The sequence below is a fragment of the Vagococcus coleopterorum genome (assembly GCF_011303955.1).
GTDB lineage: Bacteria > Bacillota > Bacilli > Lactobacillales > Vagococcaceae > Vagococcus_D > Vagococcus_D coleopterorum.
In genome coordinates this window covers 1,452,744-1,475,121 of record NZ_CP049886.1, presented here as the reverse complement: position 1 = coordinate 1,475,121, position 22,378 = coordinate 1,452,744, and the positions used below count along the sequence as shown (strand labels likewise).

General features: G+C 38.6%; 23 protein-coding genes. 21 read left to right on the top strand and 2 right to left on the bottom strand.

The features are described 5' to 3' along the window. The first annotated feature begins 7 nt into the window (after positions 1–7). From G7081_RS07405 to radC, 4 genes are read left to right on the top strand one after another with little or no spacing between them, the layout of a single operon-like run. Positions 8–2,650 (top strand): valine--tRNA ligase, encoded by a 2,643-nt coding sequence (locus G7081_RS07405; protein ID WP_166008299.1) that lies wholly within the window; start codon positions 8–10, stop codon positions 2,648–2,650. Between the two features lie 17 nt (positions 2,651–2,667). Next, on the top strand, positions 2,668–3,969 hold the full coding sequence (locus G7081_RS07400) for a bifunctional folylpolyglutamate synthase/dihydrofolate synthase (protein WP_166008298.1): 1,302 nt from the start codon (positions 2,668–2,670) through the stop codon (positions 3,967–3,969). Between the two features lies 1 nt (position 3,970). Then, positions 3,971–4,636 (top strand): HAD family hydrolase, encoded by a 666-nt coding sequence (locus G7081_RS07395; RefSeq protein ID WP_166008297.1) that lies wholly within the window; start codon positions 3,971–3,973, stop codon positions 4,634–4,636. 56 nt (positions 4,637–4,692) lie between these two features. Then, positions 4,693–5,364: a RadC family protein gene (radC, locus tag G7081_RS07390; protein ID WP_166008296.1), complete on the top strand. Its 672-nt coding sequence runs from the start codon at positions 4,693–4,695 to the stop codon at positions 5,362–5,364. A 36-nt stretch (positions 5,365–5,400) separates the two neighbouring features. Here radC and G7081_RS07385 read toward each other — a convergent pair whose 3' ends face one another. Next, positions 5,401–5,568, bottom strand: coding sequence for a DUF3042 family protein (locus tag G7081_RS07385; RefSeq protein ID WP_166008295.1), 168 nt, complete (start codon positions 5,566–5,568; stop codon positions 5,401–5,403). Between the two features lie 136 nt (positions 5,569–5,704). On the opposite strand from G7081_RS07385, the gene G7081_RS07380 reads away from it, so the two are divergent. From G7081_RS07380 to G7081_RS07355, 6 genes are all read left to right on the top strand, one after another. Continuing rightward, positions 5,705–6,442, top strand: coding sequence for a glycerophosphodiester phosphodiesterase (locus G7081_RS07380; RefSeq protein WP_166008294.1), 738 nt, complete (start codon positions 5,705–5,707; stop codon positions 6,440–6,442). Positions 6,443–6,450: 8 nt separating this feature from the next. Continuing rightward, complete coding sequence (gene miaA / locus G7081_RS07375; protein WP_166008293.1) at positions 6,451–7,395, top strand: tRNA (adenosine(37)-N6)-dimethylallyltransferase MiaA; 945 nt, start codon at positions 6,451–6,453, stop codon at positions 7,393–7,395. 12 nt (positions 7,396–7,407) lie between these two features. Then, on the top strand, positions 7,408–8,655 hold the full coding sequence (gene hflX / locus G7081_RS07370; RefSeq protein WP_166008292.1) for a GTPase HflX: 1,248 nt from the start codon (positions 7,408–7,410) through the stop codon (positions 8,653–8,655). 116 nt (positions 8,656–8,771) lie between these two features. After that, positions 8,772–9,134: a MerR family transcriptional regulator gene (locus G7081_RS07365; protein WP_166008291.1), complete on the top strand. Its 363-nt coding sequence runs from the start codon at positions 8,772–8,774 to the stop codon at positions 9,132–9,134. Positions 9,135–9,152: 18 nt separating this feature from the next. Next, entirely contained in the window at positions 9,153–10,493 is a 1,341-nt protein-coding gene (gene glnA / locus G7081_RS07360; RefSeq protein WP_166008290.1) for a type I glutamate--ammonia ligase, read from the top strand. A gap of 74 nt (positions 10,494–10,567) precedes the next feature. Continuing rightward, on the top strand, positions 10,568–10,870 hold the full coding sequence (locus G7081_RS07355) for an ArsR/SmtB family transcription factor (RefSeq protein WP_166008289.1): 303 nt from the start codon (positions 10,568–10,570) through the stop codon (positions 10,868–10,870). 32 nt (positions 10,871–10,902) lie between these two features. Here G7081_RS07355 and G7081_RS07350 read toward each other — a convergent pair whose 3' ends face one another. Beyond that, positions 10,903–11,730 carry a pyruvate, water dikinase regulatory protein gene (locus tag G7081_RS07350; protein WP_166008288.1) on the bottom strand — a complete coding sequence of 276 codons (828 nt, stop codon included), beginning with the start codon at positions 11,728–11,730 and terminating at the stop codon, positions 10,903–10,905. A gap of 65 nt (positions 11,731–11,795) precedes the next feature. On the opposite strand from G7081_RS07350, the gene G7081_RS07345 reads away from it, so the two are divergent. The 11 genes from G7081_RS07345 (at position 11,796) to glyS (ending at position 22,360) form a co-directional block, all read left to right on the top strand. Further along, positions 11,796–12,221, top strand: coding sequence for a Fur family transcriptional regulator (locus tag G7081_RS07345; protein WP_166008287.1), 426 nt, complete (start codon positions 11,796–11,798; stop codon positions 12,219–12,221). Between the two features lie 126 nt (positions 12,222–12,347). After that, complete coding sequence (rpsU, locus tag G7081_RS07340; protein ID WP_126831326.1) at positions 12,348–12,524, top strand: 30S ribosomal protein S21; 177 nt, start codon at positions 12,348–12,350, stop codon at positions 12,522–12,524. A 135-nt stretch (positions 12,525–12,659) separates the two neighbouring features. Beyond that, positions 12,660–13,103, top strand: coding sequence for a GatB/YqeY domain-containing protein (locus G7081_RS07335; RefSeq protein WP_166008286.1), 444 nt, complete (start codon positions 12,660–12,662; stop codon positions 13,101–13,103). A gap of 143 nt (positions 13,104–13,246) precedes the next feature. Next, entirely contained in the window at positions 13,247–14,257 is a 1,011-nt protein-coding gene (locus tag G7081_RS07330) for a PhoH family protein (protein ID WP_166008285.1), read from the top strand. Positions 14,258–14,270: 13 nt separating this feature from the next. Beyond that, on the top strand, positions 14,271–16,445 hold the full coding sequence (locus G7081_RS07325) for an HD family phosphohydrolase (protein ID WP_238786635.1): 2,175 nt from the start codon (positions 14,271–14,273) through the stop codon (positions 16,443–16,445). A gap of 1 nt (position 16,446) precedes the next feature. Next, positions 16,447–16,923, top strand: a complete 477-nt coding sequence (gene ybeY / locus G7081_RS07320) for an rRNA maturation RNase YbeY (protein ID WP_166008284.1) — start codon at positions 16,447–16,449, stop codon at positions 16,921–16,923. Next, entirely contained in the window at positions 16,907–17,287 is a 381-nt protein-coding gene (locus tag G7081_RS07315; RefSeq protein WP_166008283.1) for a diacylglycerol kinase family protein, read from the top strand. The genes ybeY and G7081_RS07315 overlap by 17 nt, the downstream gene beginning before the upstream one ends. Positions 17,288–17,347: 60 nt before the next feature. Further along, positions 17,348–18,250, top strand: a complete 903-nt coding sequence (era, locus tag G7081_RS07310; protein ID WP_166008282.1) for a GTPase Era — start codon at positions 17,348–17,350, stop codon at positions 18,248–18,250. Between the two features lie 56 nt (positions 18,251–18,306). After that, on the top strand, positions 18,307–19,113 hold the full coding sequence (recO, locus tag G7081_RS07305; RefSeq protein ID WP_166008281.1) for a DNA repair protein RecO: 807 nt from the start codon (positions 18,307–18,309) through the stop codon (positions 19,111–19,113). A gap of 255 nt (positions 19,114–19,368) precedes the next feature. After that, a complete protein-coding gene (gene glyQ / locus G7081_RS07300) occupies positions 19,369–20,271 on the top strand; it encodes a glycine--tRNA ligase subunit alpha (protein ID WP_166008280.1) in 903 nt (300 codons plus the stop codon). A 1-nt stretch (position 20,272) separates the two neighbouring features. Further along, positions 20,273–22,360 carry a glycine--tRNA ligase subunit beta gene (gene glyS, locus G7081_RS07295; protein WP_166008279.1) on the top strand — a complete coding sequence of 696 codons (2,088 nt, stop codon included), beginning with the start codon at positions 20,273–20,275 and terminating at the stop codon, positions 22,358–22,360. Positions 22,361–22,378: the final 18 nt, after the last annotated feature.

Here is a 22,378-nt window from a genome sequence, read left to right as displayed (position 1 = left end):
GGGTAGTATGTCAGAAGATAAAAACTTAGCACCAAAATATGAACCCAATGCCGTTGAAGCAGGACGTTATGCTAAATGGGTAGCAGAAGGACGTTTTAAACCAAGTGAAGATCCCAATGCAGAACCATATTCAATCGTCATTCCACCACCAAACGTAACAGGTAAATTACACTTAGGTCACGCTTGGGATACAACACTGCAAGATATTATTATTCGTCACAAACGTATGCAAGGGTATGACACATTATGGTTGCCAGGGATGGACCATGCTGGGATTGCAACGCAAGCAAAAGTAGAAGGAAAATTAGCTGAAGAAGGTATTTCTCGTTATGACTTGGGCCGTGAAAAATTCTTAGATAAAACATGGGAATGGAAAGAAGAATACGCTGGACATATCCGTGAGCAATGGGGCAAAGTCGGTATTTCTGTCGACTACGACCGTGAGCGTTTCACGTTGGATGACGGACTGTCAGATGCGGTTAAGAAAGTCTTTGTTAAACTTTATGAAAAAGACTTGATTTACCGTGGTGAATTTATCATCAACTGGGATCCAAAAGCGAAAACAGCTTTATCAGATATTGAAGTGATTCATAAAGATGTGGAAGGTGCTTTCTACCACATGAGCTATCTGATTGCTGATGGCAGTGGTGACAGTGTTGAGATTGCCACAACTCGTCCTGAAACAATGTTAGGGGATACAGCTGTTGCTGTTCACCCTGATGATGAACGTTACCAACACTTAATTGGAAAAAATGTTATCTTACCTTTATTAAATAAAGAAATTCCTGTTGTTGCAGATGACTATGTTGAGATGGATTTTGGAACTGGAGTTGTAAAAATCACACCAGCCCACGATCCGAATGACTTTGAGGTCGGTAACCGTCATGACTTACCACGTGTTAACGTGATGGATGAAGATGGTTCTATCAATGAATTAGGCGGCAAGTATGAAGGTATGGATCGTTTTGAAGCCCGTAAAGCAATCATTGCTGATTTAGATGCCGCAGGTCGTTTAGTTAAGATTGAAAAAATGACTCACAGTGTGGGACATTCAGAACGTAGTGGTGTGGTTGTTGAACCACGTCTTTCGACACAATGGTTTGTTAAAATGGAACCACTGGCTAAAAAAGCAATGGATAACCAAGAGACAGATGACAAAGTTGAATTCTTCCCGCCGCGTTTTGAAAATACATTCTCAACTTGGATGGAAAATGTTCATGACTGGTGTATCTCTCGTCAATTATGGTGGGGCCACCGTATTCCAGCATGGTATCACAAAGAAACGGGTGAAATGTACGTGGGTGAAGAAGCACCTGCTGATATTGAAAACTGGAATCAAGATGAAGACGTCCTTGATACATGGTTCAGTTCTGCTTTATTCCCATTCTCAGGAATGGGCTGGCCAGATGAAGAAAATCCAGATTATAAACGTTATTTCCCTAACTCAACATTAGTAACAGGTTATGACATTATCTTCTTCTGGGTAAGTCGCATGATTTTCCAAAGTTTAGAATTTACTGACAAAGCACCATTTGAAAATGTTTTAATCCACGGCTTAATTCGTGCTGAAGATGGTCGTAAGATGAGTAAATCACTAGGTAACGGAATTGATCCGATGGATGTGATTGAAAAATATGGTGCCGATGCCTTGCGTTGGTTCTTATCAACAGGATCAACACCAGGTCAAGATATGCGTTTCAGCTACGATAAGATGGATGCTTCTTGGAACTTCATTAACAAAATTTGGAATGCTAGCCGTTTCGTCTTAATGAATACAGAAGATTTCACTTATGAAGATATCAACTTAGAAGGACACAAAACAGTGGCTGACCGTTGGATTTTAACGCGTTTAAATGAAACGATTGAACGTGTAAATACCCAATTCGAGAAGTTTGAATTTGGTGAGGCAGGTCGTCATTTATACAACTTCATCTGGGATGATTTCTGTGACTGGTATATTGAAATGAGTAAAGAAGTTCTTTACGGCGAAGATGAAACGCAAAAACAAATGACTCGTAGTATTTTAGTTTATGTTTTAGATAACATCACGCGTTTATTACACCCAATTATGCCATTCGTAACAGAAGCCATTTGGGAAAAAATTCCACATCAAGGTGAGTCGATTGTGATTGCAGATTACCCAACAGTCAACGCTGACTTATCTGATACAAAAGCAGCTGAAGGAATGGAAATTCTTAAAGAGTTAATTCGTTCAGTTCGTAATATTCGTTCAGAAGTGAATACACCATTATCAAAACAAATTACCTTATTAATTAAAACAACTGACGAAGATGCAGAAGGTTTCTTGAAAGAGAATACAAACTACATCGAACGTTTCTGTAACCCAGAAGAGTTAGAAATTTCACCAAGTATTGAAGCCCCTGAATTAGCCATGAGTGCTGTCATCACAGGCGCAGAAATTTACTTACCATTAGCAGACTTAATCAACATTGATGAAGAAATTGCTCGTCTTGAAAAAGAATTAGAAAAATGGACTAAAGAAGTGAAGATGGTTCAAGGTAAATTATCAAATGAACGTTTTGTTGCAGGCGCTCCAGAAGCAGTTGTAGCAGGTGAACGTGAAAAAGAAAAAGATTACTTAGAAAAACAAGCGGCAGTTAAAGAACGGATTGCGACACTTAAAAAATAACAGTTAGGAGGGGTTAGATGGAGATACAGGAAGCGATTGATTGGATTCACAGTCGACGTCCGCAAGGTCAGCGGCCTGGTCTAACAAGAATTGAAATCTTGTTAGAAAAACTAGCTAATCCCCACCGTAAACTGAAGGTGATTCATGTTGCTGGGACAAACGGTAAAGGGTCAGTGGTGGCTAACTTACGCGTGCTTTTAGAAGCCCAAGGCTTAAAAGTCGGGACATTCACTTCGCCCTTTATTACGGTTTTTAATGAACGCATTTCCATTAATCAGCAACCAATTCCTGATGAGGACTTAATTGCTTTAGTAGAAAAGTTCAAACCGTTGATTGTTGAGTTAGATAACGAGAAAGCAACCGCAGGCATGATTGAGTTTGAAGTGATTACCGCCATGATGTTTGATTACTTTGTGGAACAACAAGTTGATATTGCGATTGTTGAAGTTGGTTTAGGGGGGACGTTAGATTGTACTAACGTAGTCGCCCCGTTAATTTCAGTTATCACAACAGTTGGTTTAGATCACCAAGATATTCTTGGTCAAACTATTTCTGAAATCGCAGCACAAAAAGCTGGGATTATTAAACCTAGGAAACCAGCTGTCGTTGGTCGCTTATCAGAGGATACTTTAGCAGTTGTTAAGCAGAAAGCTGAAACAGAAGGATGTCAGTTAAGTGTATTAGCTGAGGATTTCAATATTCAGGATGTTCGAAGCTTAGGCTTGCAGGGTGAACGCTTCACTTTTGAAAATCGGAAACAGTGTTTAACTGAAGTCCCTGTACCGTTGATTGGTCAACATCAAGTTGATAATACGGCTGTTGCCTTAGAAACGTTTATACAAGTTTCAGAACTATTAAAACTTGAAGTTAGCACTGAGCAGATTCGGACAGCGTTGGAAACTGTCAGTTGGTCAGGGCGAATGGAACAACTAACTTCTGATCCGCTCATGATTATTGATGGGGCTCATAATGAGCCGGCAATCAATGTGCTAGTTGAAAATTGTCGCGACTTATTAAAAGGTAAGAAAACACACGTGATTTTCGCAGCGTTAAAAACAAAAGAAGCCAGTGGGATGTTATCAGAGTTGGCAACCATTCCTAACAGCCAGTTATATATTACGAGCTTTGATTATCCAACGGCTCTAAAGGTGTCGGATTATACAGCTATGAATTTAACTGTTGAATTTGAAAGTTGGGATGATTGGCAAAAACAGTTAAGTAGTTTGTTGAAAGAAATACCTCAAGATGACTGTATTTTGATTACCGGATCGCTGTATTTTATTTCCCAAGTTAGAGCGTTTATTTTAGGAGGACGATGAGATGGCAAAAGCATATAAAGGCATTATTTTTGATATGGATGGTTTGTTGTTTGATACGGAGTTAGTTTATTATCAAGCACAAAAAGCAGTAGCACCTAAATACGGTTTGACGAACTATACGAAAGAGTATTACTTACAATATGTTGGTCAATCAGACAAAGAGTTTCACCCAGCATTGTATCGTGATTTTGCTGATGCAGGTGAAAAAAATGTCAAAGGCTTCATTGAAGAAAGTTACGTTAAAGTAGAAGAGCTTTTTAGTGCAGGTAGTGTTCCGTTGAAACCAGGTGTTTTAGAATTGTTAGCTTATTTTAAAGAAAACAATATTCCTTGTGTGATTGCCTCTAGTAATTTCCGTCGTTATATTGATGTCTTGGTAGCGTCTAAAAATATAGGCGAGTACTTTGTTGATATTGTATCAGCCGAAGATGTAAAAAATGCCAAACCTGCCCCTGAAATTGTTTTGAAAGCAGCTAAGGTTTTAGCTGTGGATCCATCGGAGTGTTTAATGTTCGAAGACTCTGCCAATGGGATTAAAGCCTCTCATGGTGCAGGTGTTGATGTGATTATGGTTCCAGATTTAATTGAGCCAACACCCGCTTTAGAAGAGATGACTTTAGCGATTTTAGACTCGTTGCATGATGTGCCAGCTTACTTAGAAAAATAATTTAAAAAACTCCTTTAATCGTAGCTTATTGATAAGCTGGTGAGAGGAGTTTTTTTATGAAGAAAGAGATGGCATTGATTGGACCGAGAGAACGATTAGAAAATTCAGGGCCGTCAGCTTTAGCTGATTATGAATTATTAGCAATTGTCCTAAGAACAGGCTATCAAAATAGTGATGTTTTAACGGTTTCCCAAACCGTGCTAAAAGAATTTGAAACATTGTATGAGTTCAAGTCGGCAAGTTTAGAAGAACTACAACAAATTAAAGGGATTGGCTTAGTTAAAGCAATTGAAATTAAAGCGGCTCAAGAATTAGGTAAACGCTTAGAAAGCGCCAGTCAAATTAAATTAGGAGAAGTCGTGTCTAGTGAAAATTTGGGACAAATGATTTGCGCTGAATTGAAAGACTTTCAACAGGAGCACTTAATGGTTGTTTACTTAAATAATCATCATGAAATGATTAAAAAAGAAGTTGTATTTATAGGGAGTTTAACGGAGTCGGTAGCCCATCCAAGAGAAATCTTTAATCTAGCAGTCAAGTGTTCAGCGGCCAAAATCGTCTTAGCTCACAATCATCCATCGGGAAACTTAACACCGTCCAAAAATGATTTAGCATTTACGGCTCGCTTGAAAAGTTGTGGGGAGTTAATGGGAATCGAGTTGCTAGATCATTTTATTGTTAGCAGTCAAGGCTATTTGAGTTTTAGAGAGAAAAGTTTATTAAAATAAAAAAGGAACTGCAGATGCAGTTCCTTTTTTTAAAAATTAACGTGCGCGACTTTTGCGCATTGCTTTACGACGGTTTTCTTCAATTTCAGCTTCTTTTTCTTCAACTGGTTCGATGACTTTTTTCTTAACTGCAAATAATGCGCCAGCGGCAGTTCCGATAGTCAAGGCAGTTCCTGTAAGGATACCTGATACGAATTTTTTCATAAAACACACCTCTTTCTGATTGGTTCTAACTATATTATCTATCAAAAAGGCTGAAAAAGCCAGTCAAAAGAATAACAGATAAGTGTATCTTTCATTGAGAAAATGCTAAACTATATAAGAAGTGGAGGTTGAGACTATGACTAAAATTTTTGCTCATCGTGGCAGTAAAGGGACACATCCAGAGAATACTTTACCAGCTTTCCGTGAAGCAGTACGTGTAGGGGCTGACGGGGTTGAATTAGATGTCCAATTAACCAAAGATCAAGAGTTAGTGGTGATTCACGATAATGACGTTGACCGGACGACTGATGGAACTGGTGAAATAACAGATTTTACTTTATCAGAAATCAAACAATTAGATGCAGGTTCATGGTTCAAGCCGGAGTTTTCTGGCGAACGGATTCCCACATTTGTTGAAGTTTTAACTTGTTTGCAAGAAGAGGGCTTTACTGGCATCTTAAATATTGAAGTCAAAACAGACGAAAAAGAGTATCCTGGAATTGAAGCTAAAGTGATTGAATGTTTAAATCAGCAAGAGTGGTCTTTCCAGGTGGCTTATTCAAGCTTCAACTTTTCAACATTAGAAAATTTAGCTGAATTAGATCCAACGAGAGAAATCTGCCATATTATGTATGCGAAACAAAGTGAGATTGAGATGGTGAAACACGTACCATTTATTAGTGGCGTCCATCCTAAAATCACGTGGATTCAAGAAAATCCAGAGCAAGCAGTAACGTATCCTTTACCATTAAGACCTTGGACGGTGAATCAAGTGGGAGATATGTTATTAGCTTTTGAGTTAGGACTTGCAGCTATTCATACAGATTATCCGGAACAAGCAAAATTGCTATTAAAAAGTTACCAAGAGAGATAGGAATAAATATGCCAAGTAAAGAAAAAGTATGTGTCATTGTAGGACCAACGGCTGTTGGCAAAACAGCTTTAAGTGTGGAACTAGCAAAACAGTATAATGGGGAAATTATTAGTGGCGACTCGCTGCAAATTTATCGTGGTTTAGATGTGGGGACAGCTAAAGCGACAACAGAAGAACAGCAAGGTGTCCCTCATCATCTACTAGATATTTGTGAGTTGGGAGATAGCTATTCTGTTGCTGACTTTAAAGAAACGGCCCGTGGCTTGATTACCGAGATAACAGCTCGTGGAAAGTTACCAATAGTAGTAGGTGGTACGGGGCTTTACATTCAAGCCTTATTATTCGATTTTGAACTAGGGAGCGCTGAAGGTGATGTTACCAACCAAGCCTTGCGTGATGAGCTAGAAGAGTATGCTGAAACATACGGTACCATGCAATTGTGGGAACGCCTACGTAGTCAAGATCAAGCCGCAGCTGATTTGATTCATCCTAATAATGTCCGCCGTGTGATTCGTGCGATTGAAGTGATTGAGCAAACAGGGATCAGTATGACAGCTCAACCTAAAGTAGACTTCAAAGATTTGTCAGAGTCCTGCTATGACGTAAAGCTAATTGCTTTAGAATCTGACCGTCAGGCGTTGTATGACCGGATTAATAACCGGATTGAGAGTATGTTAACTAACGGCTTGTTAGCAGAGGCTCAACAAGTTTATGATTTTGGTCCTAGTCAAGCAGCTCAGGGGATTGGTTATAAAGAGTTCTTCCCGTATTTTGAAGGGGAACAAACCTTGGAGGAAGCGACGGAGTTTGCCAAACAACAATCTCGTCGTTATGCTAAGCGTCAGTTAACGTGGTTTAGAAATCGCATGACCTGTGAGTGGTGGGATTTAACGCAAAGTCCAGAAACAATGGTAGATTTATCGAATGATGTGGCAACGTGGTTAACTAACTAAAGGAGGGGTGTCATGTTTAAAGAAAAAGAACGAGTGGTAGTTGTCGGCGTAGAAACCGCAGATAACTATCGTTATTTTGAAGAGTCTCTCCGTGAAGCGGCTAATTTAATTGAAACAGCCCAAGGTGTGGTAGTGCATGAAGTTATCCAGAAGCGACCGGCTGTTGACCGTAAGACGATTGTCGGTAAAGGTAAGTTAGAAGAGTTGGTTCAGTTGATTGATGCTTATGAAGCTGATTTAGTTGTCTTTAATCAAGAACTAACACCGCGCCAAAGTCAGTTGTTAAGTGAAGCTTGCCAAGTTAAAGTGATTGATCGCGTACAATTAATTCTAGATATCTTTGCCATGCGTGCGCAGTCTAAAGCGGGTAAATTGCAAGTGGAATTAGCTCAATTGAATTACTTGTTACCTCGTTTAACAGGTCAAGGTGCAGCCTTATCTCGTCTTGGTGGTGGGATTGGGACGCGTGGACCAGGTGAGACGAAATTAGAAACGGATCGTCGTCATATCCGTAATAAAATCACTAATATTAAGACAGAGTTAAAAGAAGTTGCTGCCAGTCGTGAGCGTAACCGCCAAAAAAGACAATCAACTGGCATCTTCCAAATTGGCTTAATTGGTTATACGAATGCTGGTAAGTCAACCTTGCTAAATCGTTTAACAAATGCAGAAGCCTATTCTCAAGATCAGTTGTTTGCGACGTTAGATCCTTTAACAAAACAATGGCAATTAGCAGAAGGGTTTGAAGTAACACTAACGGATACGGTTGGTTTTATCCAAGACTTGCCAACCCAATTAATCGAAGCGTTTCAATCGACGTTGGAAGAAAGTCGCAATATGGACTTACTGCTACATGTAGTAGATGCTAGTTCTGCTGATCGTGATTTACAGGAACAGACCGTCTTGAAATTGATGGATGAGTTAGAGATGGATGATGTGCCAGTCTTAACAGTCTATAATAAGATGGATCAAGTCGAACAAGCAGATTTCACCCCAACTTTATTCCCGCATATTCAAGTATCAGCTAAACGACCGGAAGATCGCCAAGTGATTGAGGCGGGTATTCGTCAGCGTTTGATGGAGCTGTTCATACCCTATGAGTTTGAATTAGCTGTGGACCAAGGGTATAAGTTAACCAAGTTAACAACGGATACTTTAGTCATTAATCAAGAGTTTGATGAAGAACAAGAAGTTTATCGAGTAGCTGGTTTTGCGCCAGAAAATTCTCGTTGGTTACCTAAAGAAGAATCAGAGTGGTAAAAGAAAGTCCTAACACTGTTAGGGCTTTTTTATTTTGATGTCAGATTATCTAACATCATTTGTTGACCGCTTTATTTCAATTGGTATATTATAAATTAATAAGGGGGATAACCATCATGCAGACAAAAGAAATGCTGAAATCGCGAGCAGTTTTCCCGATTGGTACAGTCATGAAATTGACAGATTTATCGGCTCGACAGATTAGATATTATGAAGAACAAGGTTTTTTTCGAGCAGAACGTTCTGAAGGCAATCATCGAATGTATTCTTTAAATCATGTGGACCTTATATTGGATATTCATGAAGCGATAGCTTCTGGAGATACGATTGATAGTTTGAAAAAACGTTTTGAGAAAAAAGTCGAAACAAAAAAAGTCATTCACTGGAGTGAAAATGACTTATCGGATAGGCAAGTTCGGGAGTTGTTTCAAGAAGAATTTATCATTCAGAGTGGCATGCAAAGTAATAAAAAACTTTAAGGTAAGGGAGTTTGATTTATGACTGATACGACAAAAAGAATTGCTGAAATAAAAGAAATGGTGGAACGTGAAAATGTTCGTTTTTTACGTTTGATGTTTACTGATGTCATGGGCACAATTAAAAATGTTGAGGTTCCTGTCAGCCAACTTGATAAGGTACTAGATAATAAAATGATGTTTGATGGCTCATCAATTGATGGCTTTGTCAGAATTGAAGAAAGCGATATGTATTTATATCCAGACTTGAAGACGTGGCTAGTTTTTCCTTGGGACACAGGTGGTGGGCGAGTAGCTCGCTTGATCTGTGATATCTATATGCCGAACGGGCAACCTTTTTTAGGGGATCCTCGTGGAAACTTAAAACGTGTTGTGTCGCAAATGAAAGAGCTAGGTTTTACAGAATTCAACCTTGGACCAGAACCAGAATTCTTCTTGTTCAAACTAGATGAATTAGGTAAGCCAACCTTAGATTTGAATGACAACGGCGGATATTTTGACTTCTCACCACAAGATTTAGGGGAAGATTGTCGTCGTGATATTGTTTTAGAATTAGAGAAACTAGGGTTTGAGATTGAAGCTTCACATCATGAATGTGCTCCTGGTCAACATGAAATCGACTTTAAATACGCAGATGTGATTGAAGCTTGCGATCAAATTCAAACCTTTAAGCTGGTTGTTAAAACGGTGGCACGCAAACATGGCTTACATGCGACTTTTATGCCGAAACCTTTGCATGGAATTGCTGGTTCTGGGATGCACTGCAATATGTCCCTTTTCACGGAACAAGGAAATGCCTTCTTTGATCCCAAAGGAGAACAAGAATTGAGTCAAACTGCTTATCATTTCTTAGGTGGCTTGTTAGAACATGCCCGTGCTTACACAGCGATATGTAATCCAACGGTTAATTCGTATAAACGCTTAGTTCCTGGATTCGAAGCACCAGTTTATGTAGCGTGGAGTGGTCAAAATAGATCACCGCTAGTTAGAGTTCCGGCATCGAGAGGAGTTTCGACTCGTTTAGAATTAAGGTCAGTTGATCCAGCAGCTAATCCGTATTTAACGATGGCGGTTTTATTAGCGGCAGGTCTTGATGGGATAAACAATAAAATTCAACCACCAGCTGAAGTGAACCGTAATATCTATGTGATGGATGCAGAGGAACGAGCAGCGGCAAATATTACTGATTTACCATCAACATTACACAACGCCATGAAAGCTTTACGCGAAGATCAGGTGATGAAAGAAGCGCTGGGTTCACATATCTATGCAAGTTTTATGGAAGCTAAAGGAATTGAGTGGCATTCTTTCCGTCAACAAGTTTCTGAATGGGAGCGCGAGCAGTATTTAGAATTGTTCTAAAGAGAGGGCAACCTCTCGACTTTTAAAAATAAAAAGCATAAAATATGGGTATTAGGAACAAAGGAGTGGAACCAATGCCTGTGTTAAATGCAACACCCGCAGTGATTGCCAAAGTCAGTCAATTTTATAAAGCGCTTAGTGAACCAACTCGCTTACGTATATTGACGATTTTATCAGAGTCAGAAAAAAATGTATCAAGTATCGTTGCTGAAATCGGATTAGAACAATCGGCCGTTTCTCATCAACTAAAAATATTAAGAGATGCTAATCTAGTTAAAACACGTCGTGAAGGTAAAGGGATTTTTTATTCTCTATCCGACGATCATGTTGTTGATATTTTGGGGCAATCATTTACCCATGTCAAACATTCAAAATAAAAAAGCAGACCAAACTGGTCTGCTTTTTTTTATTACCCCACACCAAAGTGTGAATTTAAATTTAGTTCGTCTAAGACGATAGAGGCTGTTTCCTCAATCGAAAGGTCAGCGACGTTAATCACGATACAGCCTAGTTTGTCGTACAAGTCTTGAGCGTAAGCTAATTCTTCTTGAATCTTGTCGATGTTTGAGTAAGCTGTATCAGGACTTAACCCGTAAGCTTTCATTCGTTCTTGGCGAATTTTGTTCAAGATTTCAGGATTGTTTGTTAAGCCAATGATTTTAGCGGGATCCATTTCCCAAAGCTCTTTTGGAATAGAAGCTTGGGGAACTAGTGGCAGGTTAGCCACTTTTAAATTTTTATTAGCTAGGAATAAACTTAGGGGTGTTTTAGATGTTCTAGAAACACCAAGTAAGACGATATCAGCGTCTAAGAAACCTTTAGGGTCTTTTCCGTCATCATATTTCACGGCGAATTCCATGGCTGTAATTCGGTTAAAGTATTCTTGGTTTAAAGAGTGAACAGCACCAGCAATCCGCTTTGGTTCGATCGATGTGCGATTTGAAATTTCGTTAACCAATGGCGATAATAAATCCATACAGAATAGGCCATTTTCTTGGCAATAGTCATTGGCAATTGCAATAAATTCTTTAGAAATTAACGTGTGAATGATTAGTGCATTTAGTTCTTTAGCTTTTTCTAATGCTTGTAATAAGGATTCCTTTTCACTGACGAAGGTTTGATGAGTAAAGGTAATATCCAAGTCTTCATATTGTGATACAGAGGCTTGGGCTAATTTTGAGGCCGTTTCACCTGCTGAATCAGAGATGATAAAAATATTTACATTTGTTTTAGTCATAGGTAAGCTCCCTTGCAATTGTCTTTCTTATATTATAGCATAGAGCTAAGAGAAGAGGTGGACAGATGGGCTGTAAACAAGTATTTAAGGCTTTGGATATTTTAAAAAAGAACGGCTTTAAGACGACAAAAAAACGAGAAGAAATTCTGCGTTATTTGTTTGAAGCGGATCGTTATACGAGTGCCAAAGAAGTTTACCAACATATGAATAAACTCTATACCGGAATCAGTTATGATACAATTTACCGCAACCTGAATGATTTTTCTATCCATGGCGTGATTGAAGAAACTGAATTGAATGGCGAAAAAAAATTTCGTTTCCACTGTAGCCACGACAATCATGAACATCATCATCACTTTATTTGTACAAACTGTGGCAGTACAAAAGAGATCAATATGTGTCCCATGGGTTATTTTGAAGATCAACTAGCAGATTGTAAAATTACAGGTCACCGCTTTGAAATTTTTGGTTTATGTGCAAATTGTCAGTAATAAATGCTAGAAACAGCAAAAGATAGTTGACGTTGAAAACGAGATTAGATATAATAACAAAAGGACAGTTTATTGAATGTAAATTTAATGACGGTTACTTTTTAAGCCCGGGGGGAGGGAATTTGTATGTCAAAAACAGTTGTTAAGAAAAACGAATCTCTTGATGATGCTCTTCGCCGCTTCAAACGTTCCGTTTCAAAAACTGGTACTTTACAAGAATACCGCAAACGCGAATTCTATGAAAAACCAAGTGTAAAACGTAAGAAGAAATCTGAAGCTGCGCGTAAGCGTAAAAAATTCTAATTTTAATTAGAGTTCATCAGTTTAACATTATGACCAGTAGACTTTGTCTGCTGGTTTTTTTGTGCGTCAAACTTTATGGATAGTAGGTTATATGCTATATTAAACATATAAAATAAAAGAGAGCGAGTGAATGATATGTCATTACTTACAACATTAAATGAAGATATTAAAACAGCAATGAAAGCCAAAGATAAAGCAACCTTAGACGTCTTGCGTTTATTGAAAGCTTCTGTTCAAAATGAACAAATTGCTAAAGGTGAAGACTTAACTGCTGATGAAGAACTTTCAGTTCTAGCTCGTGAGATGAAACAAAGACGTGATTCAGTGACAGAATACAAAGCAGCTGGACGCGATGATTTAGTCGAGGGTGTTGAAGCGGGTATGGTCGTTGTTGAGAAGTATTTACCAAAACAACTAGATGAAGCAGAAGTTCGTCAAATCGTTGAAGAAGCAATCAAAGCTACAGGGGCAACTTCAGCTAAAGAGTTTGGTAAAGTGATGGGTGCTGTGATGCCAAAAACAAAAGGTAAAGCAGACGGAGCATTAGTGAATAGTATCGTGAAAGAATTGCTGAAATAATATTAAGACTGACCAATATTTGGTTAGTCTTTTCTTTTGTTGAAAATGATAAAAAGATAAGAATGGAAAACTTTTGCCAAATCGCAAAGTATGGTATATTTAGAGTACTAATTATAGACTAATTTAAGGGAGATGTTCTTTTTTTGACAGAGGTAATCAATGAAACAATCGATATTCAAGTAAAGGATCAAACTGAGGCACAACAGCTGCTAGGGACAAATGACCAACACTTAACATTAATTGAAGAAAATCAGCATGTGACGATTCATAGTCGTGGTGATATGATCCAGATTACCGGTGAAAAAGAAGCGGTACAACAAACCTTCCAAGTAATAAAAGAATTACATGGATTAATTTTACGTGGTATTCCTGTGGGGACACCAGATGTCGTCACTGCTTTGAAGATGGTGAACAAGGGGACATTGGAGTATTTTCGTGATATGTATGACCAAGAAATCTTACGTGATAAAAACGGTCAAGCGATTCGTGTAAAGAACTTAGGTCAAAAACATTACGTTGATACTATTAAGAAAAAAGATGTGACCTTTGGGATTGGACCAGCTGGAACAGGTAAAACCTTCTTGGCTGTTGTTATGGCAATTGCGGCATTGAAAAAAGGTGAAGTTCAAAAAATCATCTTAACTCGGCCGGCGGTTGAAGCAGGCGAAAGCTTAGGTTTCTTACCGGGTGATTTAAAAGAGAAAGTCGATCCGTATCTACGTCCGGTGTATGATGCGTTGTACAGTGTCTTTGGCATGGATCATACCAACCGCTTAATGGAACGTGGCGTGATTGAAATTGCCCCACTTGCTTATATGCGTGGTCGAACACTAGAAGATGCTTTTGTTATTTTAGATGAGGCACAAAATACAACCATTGCTCAGATGAAAATGTTTTTAACACGCTTGGGCTTTAATTCTAAAATGATTGTCAATGGTGATGCGTCACAGATTGACTTGCCGAGAGGGGTCACAAGTGGTTTAATTCATGGTCAAAAGACTTTGCAAGGAATTGACCGGATTGGCTTTGTTCAGTTCAACTCAAGTGACGTGGTTCGTCATCCAGTTGTGGCAGAAATTATTGAAGCGTACAAAACGACTGATGAAGTAAAGAAAGCAACATCGCTTAATCAGTCTGAAAGTCAAAGTAAATAGGGGATACTGAAAAATGAAACTAGATTTTAAAACAAGTAAACGAATGGTCCTAGGTCATCGTTATATTATTGGAGCGGGCATTATTTTTGCCTTATTATCGTTCTTATTAATTTCAGGAAATGTTCGTCAAAAAGTGGTGACACTTCATGAAGGGCAGTTAGCGGAAGAAACAATTCGTGCCAATAAGACAATTGAAAATAAAAAGGATACCGAAGCTAAGCGCAAGTTAGCAGCCGAAGCCGTTAGTTTAGAATATACCTTTAATAAAGAACTTGTGAAAAAGCAAGGGGACTTAGTAACTCATCTATTCAAAATGATTACTGAAGTTAAAGAAGAATCAAATAAAGCCAAAGCTAAAAATGGTGGCGAAGATGTTGCCATGGAAGATAAATTAGCGAGTTTGAAAAAGAAATTTGAAACTGGGGATCAGGATGATGTCCCTTACTATCAAGGTTATTCTACTGGAGTGTTTGAAACATTATTTAACCTAGGACAGACAGATTTCGATAAGATTGAAAAGTATAGTGTTGATAATGTGAAAAAAATCATGGGTGAACCCATCCGTGAGACACAATTAGATGCTATTAAACAAAAAGCGATTTCTGACGTTGAAAATTCTGATTTGGATAGCACATTAAAATCAGTGGCTAGTCCAATTATGGAAAGAACAATCGTATCTAATGAAGCTGCCAATGAGAAGCGTACAGAAGAATTACGTGCGCAAGCAAGCGAGAATGTTGCGCCTTCAATGATTTATCAAGGGGAAGTTATTGTCCGTGAAGGGGTTCAAATTGACCAAGCCGCTATTCAGAAATTAGATTCATTAGGATTAACAAATCGTAAGCAGTCGGTTTTCCCATTAGTCGCGCTAGCTTTGGTTATTTTAATCCAAGTCGGAGTTTTAGCGTATATTGTTTATCACACGCCTGGTATGGCAGTGAAAGTGCGTTTAGTTACTTTCTATGGTGTGATGATGATTGTGGGAATCTTGTTAATGAAAGGTTTCCAAATGTTGCAGTCGGAAAGTTTATCGGCAATGCCGTTCTTATTCCCCGCAGCCTTTACACCATTGGTATTAAACTTATTTATTAATCGCCGAGCTAGTATCATCGGTGCGATTTTCCAAGTGATGTTTGCCTTGTTTATCTACTATGATTTATTAGGAACAAGTACCTTACTGTTGATTGCAGTGATGTATATGTTCACTGGTTTGATGGCACCACTTGTACAGCGCGATCGAATTGGTCGTCAGTTAAAAGCAGCGGCCGTTTGGTTGATTGCTTTACCAATGCTAGCGATGTTAGTCATGGTGACGTACCAAGGGATGGAGTTCAGTGACAACAAAACGATTACGATTTTAATTTTCTCATTAGTAGGCTGTGTCTTCACATTCGTGACATCTGTTGGTTTACATCCCTATATTGAATTATTATTGAATGATGACAGTATGATTGTGTTAAATGAATTGAGTAATCCAAATCATCCACTATTGAAAAAATTATTAGTGGAAGCGCCAGGAACATATCACCACAGTATGATGGTAGCTAGTTTAAGTGCCAACGCCGTTGCTGATATTGGTGGTCGTTCATTATTAACCCGTGTTGGTTGTTACTATCACGATATTGGTAAGATTAAACATGCCAATTTCTTCGTAGAAAACTTACCAGATGGGGCAGAGAATCCTCACAACTTCTTACTTCCTGAAGATAGTAAAGAAATTATCTTTAGCCATGTTAGTGAAGGGGTTAAGATTTTAGAAAAAGAAAAAATGCCACAAATGGTGATTGATATTTGTCAACAACACCACGGTACAACGTTAATGAGTTACTTCTATGCAAAAGCCAAAGAACGTAACCCCGAAGTCACAGAAGAGGACTTCCGTTATGCTGGACCTCGTCCGCAAACGAAAGAAGCGGGTGTAGTTAGTTTGGCAGATACTTGTGAAGCAGCGGTCCGTGCGATGGATCACCCAACAAATGAAAAAATTCGTAAGTTCGTTAATAACTTGATTGAAAAACGTTTAATTGATGGTCAGTTAGATGATACAGGATTAACAATGAAAGAAATTCGGATTGTGGAAGAGTCATTAATTAATGGTTTATGTAGTACCTTCCACTCAAGAATTAAATATCCTAAAATGCAATCAGAAGCTGAAAAGATGAAAAAAGAACAGGAGGAGAGTAACTAAGATGGACTTAACACTAATTGATGAGACCACTAAAGTCTCTTCTGCTGATCAAGCAGAAATCGAAAAGATTTTAAACTTTGCAGCAAGCAAATTAGAATTGCCAGCCGATACAGAAATGTCGGTGACCTTTATGGATAACAAAGGGATTCAAGAGATTAATCGCGATTACCGTAACAAAGATCAAGCGACAGATGTGATTAGCTTTGCTAATGAAGAAAATATGGCTGAAGAGTTTGAAATCAACTTCGCTGAATTAGGGGAAGAGATGCCTCGTGATTTAGGCGATATTATGATTTCAATCGAACGCGCTGCTGAACAAGCAGAAGAGTATGGTCATAGTTATGAACGTGAGTTAGGTTTCTTAGCTGTTCATGGTTTCTTACATTTAAATGGTTATGATCACATGACTGAAGAAGATGAAAAAGAGATGTTTGGTTTGCAAAAAGAAATCTTGGATGCTTATGGCTTACAGCGATAAACAGACTGATAAAAACCGCAACTTCAAAGAAGCGCTGTACCATGCCTTAGCAGGATGGAAGGTAGCTTTAGTTGAAGAACGTAATCTTAAAATTCATCTTGTGATCTCAGTTTTAGTCATTGCTTTAGCAACGTTTCTAGGTTTTAACCAGATGGAATGGTTAGTTTTAATCATGACAATTGCTGCAGTGGTTGGACTTGAAATGTTGAACACGCTAATTGAAAACCTGGTTGATCTGGTTACAGAGAAGCAATTTCATCCGTTAGCAAAAAAAGTCAAAGATGTGGCAGCCGGCTTAGTCTTATTTGCAAGTTTAGTGGCAGTCATCATCGGCATCATATTATTTTTACCAAAATTAGTTTAATAAAAATGAGAGCAGCGGGTGTGAAATTTGCTGCTCCTTTAGAGAAAGAGGCAAAAGAAGATGGGCTCAGAACATAAGTCAGGATTTGTGGCGATCATTGGTCGTCCTAACGTAGGGAAATCAACATTATTAAACAGAATCGTGGGGCAAAAAATTGCCATCATGAGTGATAAAGCACAAACGACACGTAATAAAATTCAAGGAGTTTACACAACAGATAACTCACAAATCGTCTTTATCGACACACCGGGTATTCATAAACCAAAACACCGTTTAGGCGATTTTATGGTTGAGACAGCTTACAGTGCGTTACGTGAAGTAGATGCGACTTTATTCATGGTCAGTGCCGAACAACCTCGCGGACGTGGTGATGATTTTATCATCGAACGTTTGAAAAAAAGTGATACACCGGTCTACTTAATCATTAACAAGATTGATACGATTGAACCAGATGACTTACTACCGATTATTGATGATTACCGTGCGCAAATGGACTTCGCCGAAATTATTCCAATCTCAGCAACGGAAGGTAATAACGTGGAAAACTTATTAAGCATTTTAGAAGATAAAATGCCAGAAGGTCCACAATACTTCCCAGAAGACCAAGTAACAGACCACCCAGAATACTTTATCGTTTCTGAATTAGTCCGTGAAAAAGTCTTGCTATTAACACGTGAAGAAGTACCGCATTCAGTAGCGGTTGTAGTAGAAGATATGCGCCGTGATGAATATGATAAGATTCATATTCAAGCGACAATCATTGTAGAACGTTCAAGCCAAAAAGGGATCATCATTGGTAAGGGCGGTAAGATGTTGAAAGATGTTGGGATTAAAGCCCGTAAAGATATTGAGAACTTATTAGGTAACAAAGTCTATCTTGAACTTTGGGTTAAAGTTCAGAAAAACTGGCGTGATAAGTCAACTCATCTCCAAGACTACGGTTACCGTGAGATGGATTATTAAACAACTCGGGGCTGACTTTGTTCAGCCCTTTTGTTTTTTGAGAAAGGAGGAGTGGCATGGCCGTTCAAGGAGAAAGCAAAGGTTTAATTTTATTTGCTCGTGATCATCGTGAGAAAGATCAGTTAGTCAAAATTTTCACTGAAAAATATGGCAAGTTAATGTTTTTTGTCCGCAATGCGAAACGTCAAAATAGTGTGTTGACCAGTGCCACTCGTCCTTTCACAGAGGCTGTCTACATTGGTCAGATGAACAGTGAAGGGTTATCCTTTTTAAATGATGTTAAAGAAGTAGAGCCATTCCAACTGATTCAACAAGATATTTTTGTCAGTGCTTATGCTACTTACATCTTAAATCTTGTGGATGTAGCGATTGAAGATCAGACTTATGATCCAGCTTTATATGGCTTTACTAGACAGGCATTAGATTATTTAAACAAAGGAATGGATTCCGAAATCATTACCAATATTTTTGAGGTTCAGCTGTTAAATCGTTTCGGTTTTGAGTTCCAGTGGCAAAGTTGTTGTGTCTGTGGCGAGACGCAAGGGAAGTTTGATTTTTCCTCAAAGTTCTCCGGTGTTTTATGCCAACGTCACTTTGGTGAAGACGATCATCGTTACCATGCGGACCCAAAAGCCATTCATTTTATCCGATTGTTTTCAGCTATCACTTTAGATAAAATTGAGAGCATTGATTTGAAACCTGATACAAAATTAGCCATTCGTCAAACTGTTGATTTATTATATGATGAGTTTACCGGTGTCAGACTGAAGAGTAAGAAGTTTATTGACCAGATGAAAAGCTGGGAAGGGATGTTGAAGCCCTTAGATAAACCTGATGAAACAGTTGACAATCAAGGAGAATAAAGGCTATTATAATAGAAGAATTAAATAGTTACGTTGAAAGAGAAAAGTAAGTTGACTGTTATTGTTTAGCGAGGTGGGATCGTGAAAGCCACTCCTTAATACCAACCGAAGAGGCGCTCTGGAGTAACCTTAACGAAGCTGCTGATACAATTATCAGAAGTAGGGTGGAACCGCGATTAGTCGTCCCTATGTTAGACCTTGGTCTAGCATAGGGACTTTTTTATTACGTGAAATTAAATGAATGGAGTGACAACAATGAAAAAGAAATTAACCGTGCAAGAAATGATTTTAACCTTGCAAAAATTTTGGTCTGAACAAGGCTGTATGTTAATGCAATCATATGATACTGAAAAAGGTGCGGGAACTATGAGTCCGTATACGTTCCTACGTGCTATTGGTCCTGAGCCATGGAATGCGGCTTATGTTGAGCCTTCACGTCGTCCTGATGATGGTCGTTATGGTGAAAACCCAAACCGTTTGTTCCAACACCACCAATTCCAAGTCGTGATGAAACCTTCACCAAATAATATTCAAGAACTTTACTTACAAAGTTTAGAATTAATTGGGATTAATCCATTAGAACATGACATTCGTTTCGTTGAAGATAACTGGGAAAACCCATCAATGGGTTGTGCTGGTTTAGGTTGGGAAGTTTGGTTAGATGGGATGGAAATTACCCAGTTTACTTACTTCCAACAAGTTGGGGGCCTAGAGTGTAACCCAGTAACTAGTGAGATTACTTTCGGGATTGAGCGTTTAGCGTCATACGTTCAAGAAGTGGAAAGTGTCTATGATTTAGAGTGGACTGAAGGCGTTAAATATGGCGAAATCTTCTTCCAACCTGAATATGAACATTCAAAATATGCTTTTGAAGTGAGTAACCAAGAAATGTTATTTGACCTATTTGAAAAATACCAAGCTGAAGCTGAAAAATGTATTGCTGAAGGTCTAGTTCACCCAGCTTATGACTACGTTTTAAAATGTAGTCATGCTTTTAACTTGCTTGATGCTCGTGGTGCGGTATCGGTGACTGAACGTGCTGGTTTCTTATCACGTATTCGTAAAATGGCTCGTGAATTAGCGAAAACTTTTGTAGCTGAGCGTGAAAAATTAGGATTCCCATTATTAAACAAAGAGACAGAAAAGGAGGCGGAATAAGATGACTCACAACTTTTTATTAGAAATTGGTTTAGAAGAAATGCCCGCACACGTGGTCACACCAAGTGTCTTACAATTAAAAGAAAAAACTGCTAGATTCTTAGAAGAAAATCGTTTGTCATTTGATTCAATTGAAGAATTTTCAACGCCTCGTCGTTTAGCTGTTCGTGTCAATGGCTTAGCTGAAAAACAAGAAGATATTGAAGAAGAAGCCAAAGGTCCCGCTAAAAAGATTGCTTTAGATGAAGAAGGCAACTGGTCAAAAGCGGCCCAAGGATTCGTTCGTGGACAAGGCATGACACCAGAGGATATCTTCTTTAAAGAAATCAAAGGCGTGGAATATGCCCACGTTAATAAATTTGTGGCAGGTAAAACGGCCGCAGAAGTCTTAGCCGACATACCTGACGTGATTAAAAGTATTAACTTCCCAGTTAACATGCACTGGGGTAGTTACGATTTCAAATACATTCGTCCTATTCACTGGCTAGTTGCGTTATTAGATGAAACCGTTGTGCCGTTTGAACTGTTAGATTTAACAACAGGTCGTAACAGTCGTGGTCACCGTTTCTTAGGGGAAAACACTGATATTACAAGTGCGGATACGTATGAATCTGATTTACGTAATCAATCTGTTTTGGTGGATGCGACTGAACGTAAAGAGTTAATTAGCCAACAAATTGAAAGTCTAAATGTTGAAAACAACTTCACCGTTGCCGTTGATGAAGACTTATTAGAAGAGGTTAATAACTTAGTAGAGTTCCCAACGGCCTTTGTGGGTAACTTTGATGAGAAGTATTTAGACATTCCAGAAGAAGTTTTAATCACATCAATGAAGGAACACCAACGTTATTTCTACGTGACAGACGCAGCTGGTAAATTATTACCGCACTTTGTGTCAGTTCGTAATGGTAACGATCAATTTATCGAGAATGTCATCAAAGGGAACGAGAAAGTCTTATTAGCTCGTCTTGAAGACGGTGAGTTCTTCTATAAAGATGACCAAGCCTTAACCATTGCAGAATGTGTTGAGAAACTGAAAAATGTGACGTTCCACGAAAAAATTGGTTCGATTTATGAGAAAATGATTCGGGTTGGTAAAATTTCTGAGTTGTTAGGTAAGCGTTTAGGTTTATCAACTGAAGAATTAGCAGACTTACAACGTGCTTCTGAAATTTATAAATTTGATTTAATGACAAATATGGTGGGTGAATTCCCAGAGTTACAAGGAATTATGGGGGAGAAATATGCCTTAATGCAAGGTGAAACACCTGCAGTAGCTCAAGCGATTCGTGAGCACTATATGCCAACATCCGCTGATGGGGACTTACCAGCCTCAACGATTGGTGCAGTCTTAGCAGTCGCTGACAAACTTGATTCTATTATGAGTTTCTTCAATGCTGGTATGATTCCAAGTGGTTCAAATGACCCTTATGGTTTGCGCCGTCAAACAGCAGGTATCGTTCGAATTGTGGATGCTAATGAATGGGGCTTCCCAGTCAAAGACATTCAAGCTGAAATCAAAGAAGCAATCAATCAAGACATAGCTAAATATGGCATTGAGATTAGTAATTCGGAAGAAGAAATGGTTGAGTTTATTAACGCTCGATTAAAACAATTCTTACTTTCGGCAGATACTAAGTATGATATAATTGAAGCTGTAATCGCTAGTGATTCAACAGATTTACGTCGCATGGTTTTAGCTGCCGGTATCTTAAAAGAGCACTCAGCAGCAAGTGATTATAAACCAGCGATTGAAGCTCTAAGTCGAGTGATTAACTTAGCTAAAAAAGGTCAAGAACTTTTAGCAGAGCAAGTCACGGGTGACGTTGATCCAAGCTTGTTTGAAAACGAGTCAGAAAAAGCTTTACACACAGCTGTTTCAACTATTGAAGCAAATGCTGACAGCCAGTCGATGGCAACTAATTATCAGGAATTAAAAAATCTAACACCATTAATCGAAGCTTACTTCGAGAACACAATGGTCATGGTAGATGATCAAGCTGTGAAGCAAAATCGCTTACGTCAATTGTATCGAATTGCTAAAATGGTGAGAACATTTGCTAGTCTAGATTTATTAATTATAAAATAATACAAAAACCTAAGGAGG